The 17,658-nt window shown below is 72.2% G+C and carries 15 protein-coding genes; 9 read left to right on the top strand and 6 right to left on the bottom strand.

Going from position 1 to position 17,658, the window contains the following annotated elements; all coding sequences use genetic code 11:
• Positions 1 to 116: 116 nt before the first annotated feature.
• Positions 117 to 404: a hypothetical protein gene (locus tag ACQPZP_RS41870; RefSeq protein WP_433475151.1), complete on the top strand. Its 288-nt coding sequence runs from the start codon at positions 117 to 119 to the stop codon at positions 402 to 404.
• An 88-nt stretch (positions 405 to 492) separates the two neighbouring features.
• Positions 493 to 1,308, top strand: a complete 816-nt coding sequence (locus ACQPZP_RS41865; protein ID WP_433475150.1) for an SAM-dependent methyltransferase — start codon at positions 493 to 495, stop codon at positions 1,306 to 1,308.
• A gap of 20 nt (positions 1,309 to 1,328) precedes the next feature.
• Here the strand turns inward: ACQPZP_RS41865 and ACQPZP_RS41860 are convergent, their stop codons facing one another.
• Positions 1,329 to 1,955, bottom strand: a complete 627-nt coding sequence (locus ACQPZP_RS41860) for a GAP family protein (RefSeq protein ID WP_433475149.1) — start codon at positions 1,953 to 1,955, stop codon at positions 1,329 to 1,331.
• Positions 1,956 to 2,132: 177 nt separating this feature from the next.
• On the opposite strand from ACQPZP_RS41860, the gene ACQPZP_RS41855 reads away from it, so the two are divergent.
• The 4 genes from ACQPZP_RS41855 (at position 2,133) to ACQPZP_RS41840 (ending at position 6,282) form a co-directional block, all read left to right on the top strand.
• A complete protein-coding gene (locus ACQPZP_RS41855) occupies positions 2,133 to 2,852 on the top strand; it encodes a TetR/AcrR family transcriptional regulator C-terminal domain-containing protein (RefSeq protein WP_433475148.1) in 720 nt (239 codons plus the stop codon).
• 171 nt (positions 2,853 to 3,023) lie between these two features.
• Entirely contained in the window at positions 3,024 to 4,004 is a 981-nt protein-coding gene (locus ACQPZP_RS41850) for an NAD(P)-dependent alcohol dehydrogenase (protein WP_433475147.1), read from the top strand.
• Positions 4,005 to 4,162: 158 nt separating this feature from the next.
• On the top strand, positions 4,163 to 5,410 hold the full coding sequence (locus ACQPZP_RS41845; RefSeq protein ID WP_433475146.1) for an AAA family ATPase: 1,248 nt from the start codon (positions 4,163 to 4,165) through the stop codon (positions 5,408 to 5,410).
• Positions 5,407 to 6,282: a DUF7192 family protein gene (locus ACQPZP_RS41840; RefSeq protein ID WP_433475145.1), complete on the top strand. Its 876-nt coding sequence runs from the start codon at positions 5,407 to 5,409 to the stop codon at positions 6,280 to 6,282. The genes ACQPZP_RS41845 and ACQPZP_RS41840 overlap by 4 nt, the downstream gene beginning before the upstream one ends.
• Before the next feature lie 15 nt (positions 6,283 to 6,297).
• On the opposite strand, the gene ACQPZP_RS41835 is transcribed toward ACQPZP_RS41840, so the two are convergent.
• On the bottom strand, positions 6,298 to 7,617 hold the full coding sequence (locus ACQPZP_RS41835; protein ID WP_433475144.1) for a serine/threonine-protein kinase: 1,320 nt from the start codon (positions 7,615 to 7,617) through the stop codon (positions 6,298 to 6,300).
• Positions 7,618 to 7,620: 3 nt separating this feature from the next.
• Complete coding sequence (locus ACQPZP_RS41830; protein WP_433475143.1) at positions 7,621 to 9,762, bottom strand: PQQ-binding-like beta-propeller repeat protein; 2,142 nt, start codon at positions 9,760 to 9,762, stop codon at positions 7,621 to 7,623.
• A 124-nt stretch (positions 9,763 to 9,886) separates the two neighbouring features.
• Between ACQPZP_RS41830 and ACQPZP_RS41825 the strand changes: the two genes are divergently transcribed.
• Complete coding sequence (locus ACQPZP_RS41825) at positions 9,887 to 10,687, top strand: hypothetical protein (protein WP_433475142.1); 801 nt, start codon at positions 9,887 to 9,889, stop codon at positions 10,685 to 10,687.
• On the opposite strand, the gene ACQPZP_RS41820 is transcribed toward ACQPZP_RS41825, so the two are convergent.
• Positions 10,684 to 12,210: an alpha/beta hydrolase gene (locus tag ACQPZP_RS41820; protein WP_433475141.1), complete on the bottom strand. Its 1,527-nt coding sequence runs from the start codon at positions 12,208 to 12,210 to the stop codon at positions 10,684 to 10,686. The two genes, ACQPZP_RS41825 and ACQPZP_RS41820, sit on opposite strands and share 4 nt — an antisense overlap.
• Before the next feature lie 142 nt (positions 12,211 to 12,352).
• Between ACQPZP_RS41820 and ACQPZP_RS41815 the strand changes: the two genes are divergently transcribed.
• Together ACQPZP_RS41815 and ACQPZP_RS41810 are read left to right on the top strand one after the other, a co-directional pair.
• Complete coding sequence (locus tag ACQPZP_RS41815) at positions 12,353 to 13,480, top strand: histidine kinase (protein WP_433475140.1); 1,128 nt, start codon at positions 12,353 to 12,355, stop codon at positions 13,478 to 13,480.
• Positions 13,481 to 13,496: 16 nt separating this feature from the next.
• Complete coding sequence (locus ACQPZP_RS41810) at positions 13,497 to 14,153, top strand: response regulator transcription factor (protein WP_433475139.1); 657 nt, start codon at positions 13,497 to 13,499, stop codon at positions 14,151 to 14,153.
• A 29-nt stretch (positions 14,154 to 14,182) separates the two neighbouring features.
• Here the strand turns inward: ACQPZP_RS41810 and ACQPZP_RS41805 are convergent, their stop codons facing one another.
• Positions 14,183 to 16,738 carry an FtsX-like permease family protein gene (locus ACQPZP_RS41805; RefSeq protein WP_433475138.1) on the bottom strand — a complete coding sequence of 852 codons (2,556 nt, stop codon included), beginning with the start codon at positions 16,736 to 16,738 and terminating at the stop codon, positions 14,183 to 14,185.
• Positions 16,738 to 17,496 (bottom strand): ABC transporter ATP-binding protein, encoded by a 759-nt coding sequence (locus ACQPZP_RS41800; RefSeq protein ID WP_433475137.1) that lies wholly within the window; start codon positions 17,494 to 17,496, stop codon positions 16,738 to 16,740. The genes ACQPZP_RS41805 and ACQPZP_RS41800 overlap by 1 nt, the downstream gene beginning before the upstream one ends.
• Between the last annotated feature and the right edge of the window lie 162 nt (positions 17,497 to 17,658).

Below are 17,658 nucleotides of genomic sequence, written 5' to 3'. Positions count from 1 at the left end.
GCAGGCTTGGCCGTCCGCATCGGGAACCCCTCGTTCGCCATGAGTCTACGCCCTTTCGGGAAGCCCTATCTTGAGGGAGAGGGCGTGTGGGCTTCCGATCCGGGGAGATGAGGCTCATGGGCGAAGTGTGGATCTCAGCCGCTGACGGCTGCGACATGATCCGCGCCGACGCGATCGTGATACTCCGTATGGACAGGACGGGCCGCCTGACCGCGCAGCTCCGCGACGAGGCGAAGGTCAACGTGACCCTTCTGGAAGGCTCGCCGGGCGGTGCCCGTCCGCCCGCCGACTTCCACCGCCGGCTGATCCGGATGATCGCCGAGCTCGCGGACTCCGACGGCGCGCAACTGGTCCGCGCGCGGGAGGAGGGCGGCACATGGAGCTGGGCCGCCGAATCGCTCTAGCGCGTCGCCGGATGTTGGGCGAGCCGCGGGTGGGCAGACGGAATATAAGAGATGATGGGCGCGATTTGCCGCACTGAGGGGCTGGCGCATGACGGACAATCCGCGACCGGGGATCGACACGAGCGTGCCGCACTCGGCGCGCATCTGGGACTACTGGCTGGGCGGTAAGGACAACTACCCGGTCGACCGCGAGGCCGGCGACGCCGTCCTGCGGATACTGCCCGGGATCGCCGTGTCGGCCAAGCAGGACCGGGCCTTCCTCGGCCGCGCGGTGCGCTTCCTGGTCTCCCAGGGGATACGGCAGTTCCTCGACCTGGGCACGGGCCTGCCCACCGTCGACAACACCCACGAGGTCGCGCAACGTGTCGCGCCGGACTCCCGGATCGTCTACGTCGACAATGATCCGCTGGTGCTCGCCCATGCCCGGGCCCTGCTGACGAGCAGCGACCAGGGGGCGTGCGACTACATCGAGGCCGACATCCGCGACACGCGGGCGGTGCTGTCCGAGGCGGCCCGCACGCTCGACTTCGACCGTCCGATCGCCCTCATGCTGCTCGGCGTCCTGAACCATGTGCTGGACGACGACGAGGCACAGCGGCTGGTCGCCGACCTGCTGAGCGCCCTCGCCCCCGGCAGCCATCTGGTCATCTCCCACACCTGCGACGCGACCACCGAGGAACTGGACGGGGAAGCCATGCGCAGGGCCGTGCGGGAGGTGATGGAACGGGGCGGGACGCCGATCCGCGCCCGTTCCCCCGAGGAGATCGAGGCGCTGTTCGCCGGAACCCGGCTGCTGGAACCCGGGGTGGTGTCCTGCTCGCGGTGGCGGCCGGATCCGTCCCCCTGGCGGGAGCCGGAGGTCCCGCACTTCAGCGGCGTCGGAGTGGTTCCCGAGGCTCCCTGAGATCACCGGATGAGCGCTGATCACAGGATGAGCGCGATGAAGATCAGGTAGGTCACGATGTTGACCAGCCAGCTGTGGGTGTTGATCCATTCCCTGATCTGGGGCATGGCCCGCTCCGCGCGCCTGTGGAAGAGCAACAGGCCGAGCAGCGGCAGCGCCGCGATCAGGACGGTGGCGGCGATGAACGGCAGCGCGTCGGCATAGCTCGCGGAGTGCTGTTCCAGATGGGCGCCCACCGTCAGCATGACCGCGATGTCCGAGGGCATCAGCAGGATCACCAGAAGGCCGACCTTGTACGCCCTCCCTGGATCCGCCTCCATCAGCGTTCCGAGCCACTTGGGCGGCTTCACCGTCTCACGCTTCACGTAACTCTTCACCGCCGCGGCGAGCAGGAGGGCGACGAGCGTGTACTGGATGATGCTCCCCACCGACCCCGAGTCCGAAGGGTCGCCGAAGGAGACGCCGTTTCCCAGCAGCGCGAAGACGCCACGGGCGATGGCGGTTCCGACCAGCGCGGCGGTGGCCACACCCGCGAGGAAGGCCAGGGACACACGCACGGCCTGTTTGGTGGTCACCAACACGATGGCGGACATGATCTGCGGTCCCACCATCATGGTGACGGCCAGCGGGAGTATGCGGAGATCCAAGTTTCCCCCTCTCCGGCATCGGCGCCGTGATTCCCCGCCACCGATTCGCGCTCCGGGCGACCGACGCCTTCCCTGCACATGCTGAGTCGGTCGTGACGGCACGGCATCACCCGGACAAGGTGAGGTGAGCCCCGGAGACTTACCTTGTACGAGTAGAGTTCGTCGGGAGGAAGATCGATGACCCCACGGACCGACGCCGACGAGCTGACCGAGGAGCAGCCCCGCGTTCCGCTGAGCCGGAGGCGGGTGCTGCGCGCCGCAGCGGGGCTGGCCGACCGCGACGGCCTCGATTCGCTCACCATGCGCCGCCTCGCGCAGGAGGTCGGGGCCGAGGCGATGTCGCTGTACTACCACGTCGCCAACAAGGAGGCCGTCTTCGACGGCCTCGTCGAGGTGATCCTCGGGGAGATCATGGAGGCGGTGGAGCAGGTCGAGGCCCCCGCCCCGGACGAGGACTGGCAGGCCGCGCTGCGCGCGCGGATCCTCGCCGCCCGGGAGGTCTTCCTGCGCCACGGCTGGGCTCCGCAGCTGCTCGGAACCCGTACCACCACGAGCCCGGTCGTCATCGCCTACTTCGACCAGGTCGTCGCCATCCTCCGGGCGGGCGGATTCTCCTTCGATCTGGCCCATCGCGCGCTGCACGTCCTGGGCAGCCGCGCTCTCGGGTTCGCCCAGGAGCTGTTCCGGCCCGACGGCGCCCAGAGCGCGGACGCCGAGGCCGCCGCGATGATGGAGCAGATGGCCGGCCGGTTCCCGAACATCGTCGGGATGCTGGCGCACGCCGTCCACGACGATCCGGACGGCACCCTGGGCTTCTGCGACGACCAGTTCGAGTTCGAGTTCGCCCTCGACCTGATCCTGGAGGGGCTGGAGCGGCGCCGCGCCGCCGGTTCCTGACCCCTTCCGACCACGGCTGAGCGCGCAGGGCGCGCCGTCGTCTCCGGTTGCCGGCCGAGTCCCGTTCCGCCGCGGCCCTTGACCTTCTTACGGCGTACGATTACCTTACGACGTACGAACACCTTACGTCGTACGACGCGATCACGCCCCGCCCACCGAAGGGAAGACGCCATGAAAGCCTGGAGCTGGGACCGCTACGGCCCGCCCGAAGTGCTGACCCTCAAGGACGTCGACGAACCCGACATCGCCCGGGACGAAGTGCTCGTGCGGGTGCGGGCGGTGTCGGTCAACCCCTACGACTGGCGCCACGTGGGGGCCGACCCGAAGCTGGTGCGGCTCAGCATCGGCCTGCGCCGGCCGAGACCGGGCCTGATCCCTGGTGCCGACCTCGCCGGCGTCGTCGAGCGGGCAGGCGACGACGTGACCGGACTGCGTCCCGGCGACGAGGTCTTCGGGGAGGTCCGGCTGGGCTCGTTCGCCGAGACCGTGGCCGTCCCGCAGAACAGGCTGGCCGTCAAGCCCGCCCGCCTCACCTTCGAACAGGCCGCGTCGGTGTCGATGGCCGCGCACACCGCGCTGCAAGGGCTGCGGGACGTGGGACGGCTCTCCGCCGGGCAGCGGGTCCTCGTCAACGGGGCGTCCGGCGGGATCGGCACCTTCGCCGTCCAGCTCGCCAAGACGCTCGGCGCCGAGGTCACCGGCGTGTGCAGCACCCGCAACATCGAACTGGTCCGTTCGCTGGGCGCGGACGACGTCGTGGACTACACCCGCGAGGATTTCACCGAGCGGAAAGGGCGATACGACCTGCTCATGGACATCGTGGGCGACCGGTCGCTGGCGCGGCTGCGGCGCACGCTGACCTCCTCCGGCACGCTCGTGATCGTGGGCGGCATCGCCTCGCCCCGCGGCGGGTTACTGGGTCCGGCGGCACAGGTGGTCCGGGGGGCGCTGGCCTCCCCCTTCGTGAGCCAGCGCATCGTCACCGTCAGCTGGAAGCCCAACTCCACGGACCTGCGGTTCCTCGCAGAGCTCATGGACAAGAAGCAGATCGCACCCGTCATCGACAGGACCTACCCGTTCGCCGAGATCCCCGAGGCGCTCCGCTACATCGCGCGCGGCCACGCCCGAGGCAAAGTCGCCATCACCCTCTGATCTGGGCGATGAATCGCGAGCGGTCGCTCAGCGGCTCGAACGGTTACGGCCCACTCGTTCTACGAACCGTTCGACGATCGGCCCGGCGCGATCCGCTGATCCGGCCGGCGCCGGCGGTCCGGGAGGGGTCCCGTGCGGGTGGCCGATCATTGTCGCCCGTGTGGGAGAGACAACGGACGGAAGTCCGCCAGATCGCCGGTGCCATCGCGTTCGAGACCGTCATGCGGTACGGGGACGCCCTCGCCAGATCGCCGCATGCCGAGAAGACCATGGAGACGACGGCGGAGCGCGTGGCCACCGCGGTCGCCCGCGCGGTCGCCGGCGAGCGCGTGGCCCACGCCGAAGAGATCGTCCGGTCGGCCAGGTCGGCGGCGCTGGAGACGGCCACCGGCGCGGCGGAGGAGGTCGCGGAGAAGACGGCCGCGCGCCTCACGGCCGACGCGGCGGCCGCGTCGCTGAAGGCGGCGCGCGAGGCGGTGGAGGAGGAACTGAAGGACGCCTGGGAGGCGTTCGAGGAGTCGCGGGAGGGGCTGCGGCGGTCCGTCGGCCGGTTCGCGCGGGAGGAGGCGGCCCGGGTGATCGCCGAGATCGCCGCCGAGACGGTGCCGCCCGTCGTGGAGGTCAGGGTGGCGGGCGCCCCCGGCCCGGTCCGCCTCGCCGGTCACGCCCACGCCGTGCTCCCCGACGTCCTGCTCGCGCTCGGCGCCGGCTGCCACGTGCTCCTCGTCGGCCCGGCCGGCACCGGGAAGTCGATGATGGCGCAGCAGGCGGCGGAGGCGTTCGAGCAGGAGTTCCATGCCCTCTCCCTGGGGCCGACCACGCCGATGAGCAAGATCTTCGGCTACTACGACGCGCACGGCCACTACCACGCGACGCCGTTCCGCCGTGCTTTCGAGGACGGCGGGCTGATGCTGCTCGACGAGCTGGACAGCGGCCATCCCGGGCTGCTGGCCGAGCTGAACCAGGCGCTCTCCCTGCGGTCCTGCGCGTTCGCCGACGGCATGGTCACCGCGCACCCGGACTTCCGCCTGGTGGCCACCGCGAACACCTACGGCACCGGCGGCGACCGGCAGTACGTGGGCCGCCAGGCACTGGACGCGGCCACACTGGACCGGTTCACGATCATCGAGGTCCCGGTCGACGAGGACCTGGAGGAACTGATCGCGCTCGCGCACGCGCCCGCGCGGCCCGACGACACCCGGCGGGTGATCGCGGAGGTGCGGCGGCTGCGCGCCACGGCCGCAGAGAAGCGGCTGCCGGTCATGTTCTCGCCCCGCGCCGCCATCGACGCGGCCAAGCTGCTCCAGGCGGGGGCGAGCGTGGAACAGGCCGTCCGCTGGCGGGTGGTGCGGGGCATGTCGGCGGCACACCGCTCGGCCCTCGGGCTGGCGGAGGACGAGGGGTGAGCCGGGGGGACCCGGGGCACGCCGACACCGTGCACGCGCTGCGCCCGATCTGGTCCTGGCAGGAGTTCGTGGACCGGGCCTGCGCGCCCGACAGCATCGCCGACGGCAGCGGACGCCACAGCACCGCCGAGTGGGCCGGCGCGTCGTGGGACGAGACGATGCTGCTGGCCAGAGACGGCTGGACCACCGTGCTGCCCGAGGTGGACGCCGAGGTCGCCGAGCTGCGCGAGCGGGTCAAGGACGAGGTGCTGACCACGGCACTCGTCCCCGCCTGGGACGTGACCGGCAGCGAGGTGGACATCGGCGCCTATCTGTCCGGCGAGCCGGAGTGCATGGTGGACGCGGTGCCGCAGCGGATCTCGGCGCGCGGCCGCGTCGTGACGTTCCTGGTCCCCGCGGGACTCGTCACCGACACCCCGCACTCGGCCGTGCACAACCGGGGGACGGCGCTGGCCGCGCTCTGCTCGTCGATCATCGCGTCCGGGCACAGCGTCGAGATCTGGTCGGGTTTCTGCCCCTACGTGAGCGAGACGGAGCGGTACGCGTCGGTGGCACGGGTGATCTCGGCGGCGGAACCGCTTGACATGGGACGGCTGATGTTCGTGCTGGCGCATCCGGCGATGCTGCGCCGGCTGTGGCTCGCGGTCTGGGACAGCGCGGAGCAGCCGGTGGCGTTCCGCATGTGGAAGGAGTTCTACGGGTGGCCGCCGTACGACTGCCATCCGGAGGATCTTCCAGAAGGCATCGAGGATCCGTACATCCTGCCGTTCCTGGCGCCGCACGACCCCCAGTGGGAGACGATGGACACCGCGCTGGCGTGGTGCCGGGAGATGTTCACCGGCCTCGGACTGCTGCGGGCCCTCGCGGGATGAGACCGGGCCGCCGGGTCAGGAGGTCCCGTGGCTTTCGCCGGTGGTGTTCCCGCTCGCCGACCCCCACCCGTTCATGATCCTGTCCACGACGACGCGGTAGCTGACCTGGCCTTCCTTGTGGCGGTACTTGATGCGCCACTTCGCGGACCCCGGGTCGGCGGGAATGTCGATGGCGGTCCGCCACGGCAGCTTGACGTTCTTCAGCGTCGTGCTCTTTCCGTTGACCGTGTACGTCAACGACGTCAGCCTGACGTTGCCGGTCACGTAGAACTCGAGTACCCGGGTCCGCGCGGTGGGGGACGGGGCGGCGGATGCCGAGGACGCGGGCGCGGCCGGGGACGAACGGGACGCTCGCCCCGGCCCGGCCTCACCCGAGGACGACCCCGGGCCGCCCAGTACCAGGACGCCGGCGGCCAGGCCGCCCGCGATCAGGACCCCCGCCCCGGAGAGCACCACCGGGCGGCGCCTCCGGACCTTCGCCGGACGCGGCCGGGCCGCCGGCGGGTTCTCCATCTCGGCGACCTGCCGGTGGATCTCGCCGGCGATCTGCGGCGGCCACGCCGTCCGGTCCCCGCCCGTGACCGGCGGGGCCGCCCGTGCCGCCAGTTCGGCGGGGTCCGGACGGGCGGCGGGGTCGGGGCGCAGGCAGTCGGCGATCGCCGTCCGCAGGTCGTCGCCGATGACGTCCTCGGGGGAGCCCTCGCCGGGCGGGCCGCCGGTGCACGCGAAGGTCAGCGTGCAGCCCAGGGAGTAGACGTCGCTCGGGGGCCCGGCGGGCGTGCCGGCCTCCTGCTCGGGCGACATGTAGCCGCGCGACCCGGCGGGGGTGCCCGGGACCGTCCCGTCCGGGCCGCGCTCGCCCACGATGCCGAAGTCGATCACCCGGGGGCCGTCGGCGGTGAGCAGCACGTTCGCCGGTTTGAGGTCGAGGTGGACGTACCCGGCGCGGTGGATCAGGGCGAGCGCCTCGGCGAGACCGGCCGCCAGGGACCGGACGGCGTCCGCGGGCAGCGGGCCGTACCGCCGGACCGCGTCCCGCAGCGAGATCGCCGGGAGGAACTCGGTCGCCATCCACGGCCTCGGCGCGTCCGGGTCCGAGTCCAGCACCCCCGGGCCGTACAGGCCGCCGACGGCGCGGGTGGCGGCGACCTCGCGGCGGAAACGGGCCCGGTGCTCCTGATCGCCGGCGAGGTCGGCGTGCATCATCTTCACCGCCGCGGCACGCCCGCCCGCGGACCGGCCGAGGTAGACGACGGCCATGCCCCCGGACCCGGCGCGCGCCAGCAGCCGGAAGCGGCCGGCCTCCCTGGGGTCGGTGTGCTCCAGTCCCCGCACCCGTCAGCCCCCGTCCGGTGGGGTGAGGGCCTTCACGTATCCGCCGGCGGTGCCGATGAACACCGATCCGCCGATGGCCACCGGCGCCGAGGTTCGGACCGTGACATCGGCCGGGTACGTCCACTTGATCCGTCCGTCGGCCGCGCCGAGCGCGTAGACGTTCCGGTCGGCGCAGCCCGCGTACAGCGTGTCTCCGGTGATGCCGAGCGCGTTCCACTGGTTCCTGGACGCGCCCTGACCCAGCCGGCGCGACCACACGACCTCACCGGTCGCGGCCCGGATCGCGTACACGTCCCCGGCCGCGGTTCCGAAGTGGACCAATCCGCCTCCCGACCCGAATCCGAAGCTCTCGTAGACCGTGTCGCCGATGAACCTCTTCCAGACGAGCCCGCCGGTGTCCGCGCGCAGCGCGTGCACGGTGCCGGGCCCGTCGAGGACGAAGACCAAGCCGTAGCAGACCTGCGGGTAGTGCGCCCACTCCACCTGATACGTCCAGCGGGGACGGCCGCTGCCGGCGTCCAGGGCGGCCACCCTCGTCCTGTCGGCCACGACCACCACGTCGTCGGCGACGGCGATCCCGTACTCCGCCTTCACGGGAGCGTTCCAGCGGCGCCTGCCGTTCTTCCTGCCCAGGGCGGTCACCGAGTAGTAGCCGAAACAGGCCATCTTGGTGCCGGCCACGGGATACATCGGAACGTTCTTCTCGGACGGCCATGGGCGGCTCCACCGCTCGGCACCGGAATCGGCGCGCAGCATGGTGAGACGCGAGGCGAAGTGGTCGACGAGGAACACGTCGCCGCCGTCCACGCTGACGTGGTCGACGTCGACGGAGCGATGCTTCCAGCGCGTCTTCCCCGTATCCGGGTCGAGGGCTTTCAGGATGCCGTCGCCGTGCGCCAGGAGAACACCGTCGGCGGCCAGCAAGTCCGGGTAGTAGTCGTCCACCTTCACTTTCCACCGCGACTTCGCCCGAGGGGGCGGGGCGGACGGTGACGGCGTGGCGGACGGCGTCGCCGCCCGCGCGGCCGAACGCCGGACGGGGTCCCGGTTCCTCGACAGCGTGGCCGCGCCCGCGGCGACACCGGCCGTGGCGAGCGCCGCGCCGCCGCCGATGAGCAACGCGCGTCTGCTCGGTACGCGGGTCGCGGCGGGCAGGCCGGATGCGCCGTCGCCGTCCGTGGTCGGCGGCTCGGCGGTCTCCTCCGCCGAGCCGGCCCGGTCGGCGAGCGTGGCGGAGGCGGCCGGGGGCATCGCGACCTCGGGCAGGCCCCGGGCCTGGACGGTCCGGCGGCCGATGGCTTCGGCGACGCCCGCCGGCAGCCACGCGGCGCCGTGCGCGGGGCCGGCCTCGTCCAGCCTGGCGAGCAGGTCGGCGGCGGAGGGCCGCCGCCCCCGCTCCAGCCGGAGGCAGTCCCCGATCAGGTCGCGCAACCACGGGTCGGAGATCCCGCCGAGATCGGCCTGCCCGGCCTTGATCCGTCTCAAGGCGGCCGCCGTGCCGTCGGCCGCGAAGGGCTCCGCCCCGGTCGCCGCGTAGGCCAGCACGGCGCCGAGCGAGAACACGTCGCCGGCCGGCCCGACCTTGAGGCCGGCGGCCTGCTCGGGCGACATGAACCCCGGAGTGCCGGGCGTGCCTCCCACCCTGGTGATCGTGACGGCGTCCTCCGGACGGGCGATACCGAAGTCGATCACCCGGGGACCGCCGGCGGTCAGCATGATGTTCCCCGGCTTGAGATCGCGGTGCGTCAGCCCGGCCCGGTGGATGTCGACCAGCGCCTCGGCGAGCCCGGCGGCCAGCGTGCGGACGGCGGGCGCCGGAAACGGCCCGTGCCCGGCGACCGCCTCTCGCAGCGTCAGCCCGGGAAGGTAGGCGGTGGCGAGCCAGGGCGTCCCGGCGTCGGCGTCGGCGTCCAGCATCGAGGCGGTGAAGGCGCCGCTGACGGTCCGGGCCGCGCCGATCTCCCGTTCGAACCGCGCCCTGTACTCGGCGTCGCCCGTGAATCTCGCACTGACGACCTTGACCGCGACCAGCCGGCCGCCCGGGGACCGTCCGAGGTAGACGACGCCCATGCCGCCGGCGCCCAGCCTGGCGAGCAGGCGGTATGGACCGACCCGGTCGGGATCGTCCGGCCGCAAGCGCTGCACAGACCTGCCTTTCGCACGCTCTGGAGTCTTTCCACGCCCTTTTGTAACGACTTTCCCTCATGATGTCGTGGGGTTCCACTTGATCGAGTATGAAATCTTCGGAGGCTCCCGGGAGGAAGGGCTGATGACGGTGCCGCGGTTTCAACCCAAGGTGGAGTTCCTGCCGGCGGAGATCAGGACCCTCTCCGACGGAATTCCCCCGGCCCAGCCCGGGACACTGTTCGTCCTGGGGGCGCGCGGGGGGATGAGGGTCGCGCCGGACGCCGGGTTCACCCTCGTTTTCGGGCGCCAGGAGGACTCCGTCCACGTCTGCGTGGGCCCGGGCGACACCCACGTCAGCCGGAGGCACGGCCACATCACGCGCGAGAATTCGCGCTGGATTCTGCACAACACCGGGAAACTGGCCATCCGGTTCCCCGGGTCGCGCCTGGTCCTCCGGGGCCAGGCGGCGGAACTGCCCGCCGCGGGGTACACGCCGCTGTTCATCGTCGCACCCGATCAGGACCATTTGTTCGAGGTGCGGATCGCCTCGGGCGCCGCTCCGCTGGGAGCCGGCGCCCGCAACGAGGCCCCCACCGAGGAGCGCCGGCCGTGGCGGCTGGAGCCGTCCGAGCACCTGGTCCTGGTGTGCCTCAGCCAGCGGTACCTCCGCCACGACCCGGACCCGCAGCCCCTGACCTGGGCCCAGGTCGCCGACGAGCTGGGCCGCCTCCAGCCGAAGGCGGGATGGAACCAGAAGAAGGCCGCCCGCCGCGTCGAGAAGGTGCGCCACCAGTTGAGCGGCGAGGTGCCCGGACTGCTGGAGCACGAGGTCGCCCCGCCCATCGGCAACGCCCTCAACGTCAACCTGATCCGGAACCTGCTGATCACCGGCACCATCACCCCGGACCACCTGAGCCTTCTGGACGAACCGCCGGAGCGCTAGAGCCGGCCGATGGCCGGGCAGCTCTCGTCGCCGGGCGGGAGGGTTCCGGTGGCCAGGTAGGTGTTGACCTTGGCGTCGACGCAGGGGTTGCCGTACTCGCCGTAGATTCCGTGGGCGATGGCGTCGAGGGTGAGGAGCCGGGAGCCCGTCATCAGCCGGTGCATGGCCTTGCTGCCCTGGTAGGTGGTGGCGGCGTCGCCGGTGGCGGACACGATCAGCGCCGGGGTGGGGTTGCCGATCCGCGTCGGCTGCTCGCGCGGCGGGCTCGGCCAGAAGGCGCAGGGCCAGATGTTGTTCTTGAGCGGCCCGAACAGGGGATGGCGCGACCGGCTGCGCTGGATCTCGTTCCAGTAGGTCTCGGGGTCGCGGGGGGCCGCGCGGTCGCCGCAGATGATGGCGGCCGCGGCGCTGCCGTACTGGGAGTTGGCGCTGGTCAGCAGGAACGCCAGGAGACCGTCCAGCTGTTCGTTCGGGGTCGCCGCGCGTCCGTTGGCGGCCTCGTTGAGGACGCGGACGGTGGAGGCGAACTCGGCACGGTCGGCGGGACGGTCGGTGGCGCTGCCGACATAGAGGATCTGAGGAAGCACGTGCTGGTCGACAAGGTACGGGCCGACCTGGAGGGGATGTCCGGCCGCGGCGTCAGTGATGTGGCGCACCGTGGCGAGCACCTGGCGGCGGGTCTCGCCAAGGCCGTAGAGGTCGTGGTGTTCGGCCGCCCAGCTCGCCCAGGCGCGCAGGGCGTGCTCGGCCTCGTCCTCGGTGCCCTGCATGAGTCTCGGGCCGTACGTGCGGGGGTCGCCGGCACTGTCCAGCACGACACGGTCGGTCCGGCCGGGGAACATCTGGGTGTAGACCGCGCCCAGGTAGGCGCCGTAGGAGTAGCCGAGGAACGAGATCTCGCGTTCGCCGAGGGCCCGCCGGACGAGGTCGATGTCCCGGGCGGTGTCGCGCGTCGTGACGTAGGGGAGAACGTCGCCCTGGCTGCGGCGGCACCTTTCCGCGAGGTCGCGCTGGAAGGCGACCTGGCGATCGAATCCTGCGCGGTCGGAGCCGGCGGAGCGGAGCCACAGGCCGATGGGCCAGCCGCAGTCGAGCGGTGTGGAGCGGCCGACGAATCGCGGGTCCAGCCCGATGAGGTCGAACCGGGAGGCGACCTGCTTCATGTACGTGCGGGTCTCCAGGGGCATGCCCAGTGTGGGCTCGGCCGGGCCGCCGCTGTTGAGCACCATGGTGCCGATCCGGTGGGCGCGGTCGGTCGCCTTGAGCCGGGACAGCGCGATCTTGATCGTGCGGCCGTCCGGCCGGGCATGGTCGAGCGGGACGGTGATCTGTGCGCACTGGGCGCCGGCGCGGTCGAGTTCGCCGCCCACCGAGTCGTCGGGGCTCTGGGCGCACCGTTTCCAGGCGATGTGCCGATCGGGGTGGCGGCCTGGGGTCTCGGCGTGCGCCGTCTGGACGGCCAGGGGCGGCAGGGCGGCGAGCATGAGCAGGAGGGCCGGGATCCGGCGTCGTGATCGTGTCATGGCTCAGGACGCTAGGCACGGGGGCGGGCCCGTCCGATACAGCCTGCTGCCTCAAGAAGGTGTAGCGGGCTGTAGTGCCGTCCGGCCGATCGTCCCGCAGACTGGGCCTTGTCCCTGGCATCTGCGGGAGATCGGACGGCACGTGCGGGAGCAGTGGAAGCGGGCCTTCTCCGGCAATGGTTACCTGCTGGGGGCCCTGGGCACGGCCTTGGCCTCGTTGTTCGCGCTGCCGCTGTGGCTCGTGCCGGGCCTCGCCCGCCAGTGGGCCGAATGGCACCGCGGGCGCGCCGGGCGGCTGCTCGGCGATCCGGTGACCAGTCCGGGTGCGCGGCGGGCACTCCTGTGGCCGGTCGTGCACGGCGTTGTCGGCGGGGTGTTCGGCCTCGCCGCGTTGCTCTGCCTGGGCAATCTGCTGACGGTCGTCACCGTGCCGTTCTGGTGGGCGTTTCCCGCCTACACACGCCCCGAGCTGTTCTGGAGTGTGAAGGTGAACGGCTGGGGGACGGCGCTGGTCCTGGGGCCGGCGCAGGTCGTCGTGCTCGGGGCGGTGGCGTTCTGGGTCCTTCCTGTGCTGGCGCGCGTCCACGCGCGGGTCTGCCTGGCGTTTCTGTCCCCGCCGATCACCGAGCGCCTCTCCGCGAGGATCGACGTGCTGACCAAGACCAGGGCCAGGGTCGTGGACGCCCACGGCGCCGAGCTCCAGCGGATCGAACGCGATCTGCACGACGGCACGCAGGCCCGCCTGGTGACGATCGCCATGTGCCTGGGCATGGCCCGCGAGTCGCTCACCGATGACGCCGAGACGGTGGCGGTGCTGCTCCGGCAGGCGCACGAGACCGCGGAGGAGGCGATGGTCGAGCTCCGCACGGTGCTGCAGACGATCTACCCGCCGATCCTCGCCGACCGCGGGCTCGACGGGGCGCTGGCCTCGCTGGCGGCCCGGTCACGGGTGCCGGTGCGCGCGGACGTCGGCGAGCTGGGGGCGATCCCCGCGGCCGTCGAGGCGGTGGCGTACTACGTGGTGGCCGAGGCCCTCACCAACGTCGCCAAGCACGGCGGCGCCGATCGGGCGGCCGTCCGGGTCGGGCGCGCCGGAGACCGCCTGTCGATCGAGGTCACCGACGACGGCGTCGGCGGCGCCGACGAGACCCGGGGCACCGGGATCGCGGGGATCCGGCGCCGGGTCCTCGCCCTGGACGGCACCGTCCGCCTGAGCAGCCCCGAAGGCGGGCCGACCACGCTCGCCGTCCGGCTTCCGTGTGCGTCGTGAAGGCCGAGGAGGTGCCGTGCGGGTCGTGATCGCTGAGGACAACGTCCTGCTGTCCACCGGGCTGGAACTGCTGCTGGCCACCAAGGGGTTCGAGGTCATGGCGATCGCCCGCGACGCGGAGGCCTTCGAGGACGCGGTGGCCGAGCACCGGCCCGACGTCACGATCGTCGACGTGCGGCTGCCGCCGTCGTTCCGCGACGAGGGGATCCACGCCGCGCTGCGCGCCCGGCGCTGGTACCGCGGCCTGCCCGTTCTGGTGCTCTCGCAGTACGTCGAGCGGGACTACGCCGGCGAGCTCCTGTCGGACGGGCGCGGCGGGATCGGCTACCTCCTCAAGGACCGGATCAGCCGGGTGGCCGAGTTCGTCGACGCGCTGCGTCGCGTGGCGGCCGGCGGTACCGCCATGGATCCCGAAGTCGTCGCGCAGCTCCTCGCTCGCCGCAACGGGGATCCTATCGACGACCTCACGCCGCGCGAACGGGAAGTCCTCGCCCGGATGGCGCAGGGACACGACAACACCACCATCGCCCAGCGCCTGAGCATCACCGAGAACGCCGTGCACAAGCACATCGGCAACATCTTCGCCAAGCTCGGCCTCGCACCCAGCGACAGCGGCCATCGACGCGTACTGGCGGTGCTGGCGTATCTCAACGGACGCCCTCCCGAAGCGTGACCTGCCTCCGCGTGTACCGAACGCCCGGTTCACGCGCCCGCGGCCACCGCCGCCGGATGCGGACGCAGCGCGAACCAGCTCGACAGCAACGTCACCACGACGGTCAGCGCGCTCGCCGAACCGATCACGGTGAGGTAGATCCACAGCGGCCCGCCGGGCGTGGGTGAACCGCTCAGGGCGAGGCAGAACGGCACGAGCGTCAGCGTCGACACGACACCGCCGAGGAGCACGCCGGCGAGGGCGACGGCCAGCCCCTCGACGCCCATCATCCGCAGCAGCCGGCCGCGGTCGGCCCCGATGAGCCGCTGCAGCGCGAACTCGCGCCGCCGCTCCAGCGCGGCGATGATCAGAGTGTTGACCTGCGAGATCACCGTGTAGCCGATGATCATCCCGACGAGCATGTAGTTCACCCAGGCGCCGATCTGCTCCTGCTCGGCGTGCGCGGCGGCGGCTTGGTCGCGGTCGGCGACCCGCGTCCCGGGACGGTCGGAGACCAGCCGGGTCAGCGCGGCGGTCAGCCGGGCATGGTCCACCCCGGGCGCGGCGCGGACGAGAATCTGCGTGGGGGCACCCGACGTGACGTGCCGCGCCAGCAACGCAGCGGGCAGCATCACGGTCTTCGGTCCGGTGCGCATGGTGAACAGCGCGACCACCCTCAGGTCGGCCTTCGCCCCGTCGCCGAGGCGCAGCGTCACTGTGTCGCCCACGCCCACGCCGCCGCCGATCCGGCGGGCATGCTCGTTCGTCAGGGCGACCGTGTCGCCGCGCAAGGCGGTGAGCGACCCGGCGTTGACCGAGACCGCCGACGTGGCCGCGGCGCCCTCCGGCGTGACCCCGCGCAGAGGCAGCCCGTCCTCGCTCTGGGATCCAAAGCGCGGCGCCTCGATGTACCCGGTGCTTGTCACCAGTTCCGACGCCGCCGCGACCTCGGGCATCTTGCCGGCGGCGTCGACGAGGTCGGGTGGCAGCCCGCTCGAAGACGAGGTGACCACGGCGTCCGCCCGCAGGCTCTCGCCGAAGTCGCGCCGCGCCTCGGCCGTCTGCGAGGTCTGCATGTAGATCAGGCCGGTGGCCAGTCCCGTGGCGAGCATCACCGGTGTGATCGCGGCCGCCGTCCTGATCCTGCGCGCCCGTACGTTCAGCAGCGCGAGGTGACCGGCGTGCCCCGACACCACGCGCAGCGCCGGACGCAGTACCGCGATGATGACCGGGGCGATCCGCGGGCCGAGCAGTGCGATGCCGGCCGCCCAGAGCATCGCCGAGGGCCCGGCGGTGCTGGCCGCTACCGGCCCCGACAGCACCAGCGCGGTGACCAGCGACAGCGCGACGGCGCCGGCCAGGCAGACCAGCGCGCAGACGATCCGGATCCACCCGAGCCGACGGTCCTGGAGGGACGCCTCGGTGAGGGTCTCGGAAGGCCGCGCGGTCGCCGCGGCCCGGGCCGCGATGAACGCCGCCGCCACGGCGGTGAGGAGCCCGACGCCGGCTCCGGCGGCCGCCGGAATCCATCCCTGCCGGAAGACGACCTCGGCGGGAACGACGCCGTGCGCTGTCAGCTGGTCGAACAGCATTCTTCCAGGGCGTGCCCCGGGCAGCCGCGCCAGCGCGACGGCGAGTGCGGACACCACGATCGCCTCACCGAGGACCATCCGCCGAAGCTGCCCCGGCGTCGTGCCGATGATCCGCAGCATCGCCATCTCGCGCTGCCGTTGCTGGACCGAGAGCCCCAGCGTGCTCGCCACGACGAAGACCACGACCATGATCGAGAGCCCTCCGAAGACCCCCGCCATCGGGATCAGGGTCTCCCCGGCGAGCCGGACGTCGGTGAATTCCGCCTGCCCCCGCTCGCCTCCGGTCGAGACGGTCACGTGGTGTCCCCTGAGCGCGGTCGCGATCCGTCCGCGGAGTTCGCCGGGGCGCGTTCCCTGTGCCGGGAACACCGCGATGGCGTCGATCTGCCCGGGTGCGATCCGCCGGATGTCCGCGTCGGAGAAGAACACTCCCGCGGGGAGTTCCGAGCGGCCTGCGACCAGGCCGACGATGCGGAACCGTTCGGGCGTCCCGCGCACCGTCAGCCCGACGGGGGCTCCGGCGGCCATCCCCGCCTTCGCGGCCGACCGTGCGTCGAACACGGCTTCGCCGGGACCGCTGGGCGCCCGGCCGGTGCTCAGGCTGTACGGCGCAAGCGAGGCCGACGACCAGCCATGGCCTGCGAACCGTTCGTCCACGTCGAGCGGCCGATGGTCGTCCGGGGCGAGCGGGGTGACGGGGATGGAGACGTCCGGCACCGCCTTGGCGACACCGGGCACCGCCCGTACGGCTTCCACCAGGTCAGGGGCCAGGCGGACCCGCTCCGGGAGCGTCACCCGCTCGTCGTCGCCGGACTTGGGCACCCGGTACGACTGGTCGCCGGCCACGACGACGGGTGCGCCGGCGAGCCGGCGCGGCGGGGCGTCGGTTCGGATGCCGGTCTCCATCAGCCCGCCGCAGGCCGTGACGATCACGACACCGAGGAACAGGGCGGCGAACGAGGCGGCGAAACCGCCCTTCCGGAACCGCAGGGTGCGCAGTGTCAGCCGGAACATCAGGACACCTCGCCGGCATGACGTCCGGCCGGAGCGGAGCCCCAGGCGCCGAGGTGGGTCATCCGCTCGGCGATCGCGTCGGGGGAGGCTTCGCGCAGTTCGCCGGCCAGCCGCCCATCGGCGAGGAAGACGACCCGGTCGGCATGCGCGGCGGCCACCGGATCGTGGGTGACGATCACGACGGTCTGCCCGGCGGCACGCATCGCCTGGCGGAGCAGGGCCAGGATCTCCAGGGCGGTGCGGGTGTCGAGCGCACCGGTCGGCTCGTCCCCGAAGACCACCGCGGGACGGGTGATCAGCGCCCGCGCGATCGCCACCCGCTGCTGCTGACCGCCGGACAGCTCGCCGGGCCGGCGGCGCCCGAGCGAGCCGAGCCCGACCCGTTCGATCGCCTCCTGCACGGCGTCCCGGCGCGGCCGCCCGCCCGCGAGCCGGATCGGGAGCGCGACGTTCTCGGCCACGCTCAACGCCGGCAGCAGGTTGAAGGCCTGGAAGACGAAGCCGATGCGTTCCCGCCGCAGCCGGGTGAGGGCCCGCTCGCCCATGTGCGTCAGCTCGCGGCCGTCGAGGAGGACCGATCCCGACGTCGGCCGTTCCAGCCCTGCCGCGCAGTGCAGGAACGTGCTCTTGCCCGAGCCCGACGGACCCATGATCGCCGTGAAGGTGCCCGGTGCGAAGCCGATGGTGACCCCGTCGAGCGCGACGACGCCGTTCCGCCTGCTTCCGAACTGTTTACGGACCGCCCCCAGACGAACCACTTCATCCGAGTCCGGTTTCGTTTCCGCGAGTCTCCGCATTTCCGCTCCCCATAGGCGCTGGACCGAGTCTCGTCGGCCGGGCGGGGAGCGCGGCAGATGCAGATGTAGCCAGTCGGCAGTGATGGACATCATCGATGAGGTGAGGACATCGGCATCTACCGG

Origin of the sequence: Spirillospora sp. CA-142024, from assembly GCF_050942325.1 — a bacterium.
In the GTDB taxonomy this organism is placed as follows: Bacteria; Actinomycetota; Actinomycetes; order Streptosporangiales; family Streptosporangiaceae; genus Spirillospora.
The sequence above is the reverse complement of the archived record's forward strand: the minus strand, read 5'-3'. Positions and strand labels throughout refer to the sequence as shown.

What these genes read in the sequence shown, in the direction of transcription:
- ACQPZP_RS41870 (WP_433475151.1), top strand. Translation starts at nt 117, where the DNA reads ATGGGCGAAGTGTGGATCTCAGCCGCTGACGGCTGCGACATGATCCGC.
- ACQPZP_RS41820 (WP_433475141.1), bottom strand. Translation starts at nt 12,210, where the DNA reads ATGACACGATCACGACGCCGGATCCCGGCCCTCCTGCTCATGCTCGCC.
- ACQPZP_RS41855 (WP_433475148.1), top strand. Translation starts at nt 2,133, where the DNA reads ATGACCCCACGGACCGACGCCGACGAGCTGACCGAGGAGCAGCCCCGC.
- ACQPZP_RS41850 (WP_433475147.1), top strand. Translation starts at nt 3,024, where the DNA reads ATGAAAGCCTGGAGCTGGGACCGCTACGGCCCGCCCGAAGTGCTGACC.
- ACQPZP_RS41865 (WP_433475150.1), top strand. Translation starts at nt 493, where the DNA reads ATGACGGACAATCCGCGACCGGGGATCGACACGAGCGTGCCGCACTCG.
- ACQPZP_RS41825 (WP_433475142.1), top strand. Translation starts at nt 9,887, where the DNA reads ATGACGGTGCCGCGGTTTCAACCCAAGGTGGAGTTCCTGCCGGCGGAG.
- ACQPZP_RS41805 (WP_433475138.1), bottom strand. Translation starts at nt 16,738, where the DNA reads ATGTTCCGGCTGACACTGCGCACCCTGCGGTTCCGGAAGGGCGGTTTC.